The following is a 305-nucleotide window of genomic DNA, read 5'->3' as shown; positions in this document are numbered from 1 at the left end:
ACCTACAGGTGTCAGCCCCAATGACATGAAAGTAGAGAGTGACATGATCCGTCCCAGCATGTGCGGCGCCACAATCGTTTGCATATAAGTGCCCAGCGGGATATTGGTGATGCTGAGCATCGCTCCCACAATCAGCATCATGGCCAGACCGTACCAGAGATTGGTCATCCAACTGAGTCCGGCCACACCGGCACCCATGATCATCAAGAAGGGAGATACCCAGAAAAGGCGGCCGCGAAGCCCGTTGGCCAGACCGCAAATAATCCCGCCGACGATCGCTCCTGCACTGATCATTCCCTGAAGAT

General features: G+C 55.1%; 1 pseudogene. It reads right to left on the bottom strand.

The annotated features are described in order from the left end of the window. Positions 1 to 305 (bottom strand): annotated as a pseudogene (locus tag MXD62_RS08250) (MFS transporter); the annotation flags it as partial.

Source organism: Frankia sp. Mgl5, assembly GCF_023242985.1.
In the GTDB taxonomy this organism is placed as follows: Bacteria; Actinomycetota; Actinomycetes; order Frankiales; family Frankiaceae; genus Parafrankia; species Parafrankia soli.
Note: the sequence above shows the minus strand (reverse complement) of the source record. Positions and strands in the feature narration are given on the sequence as shown.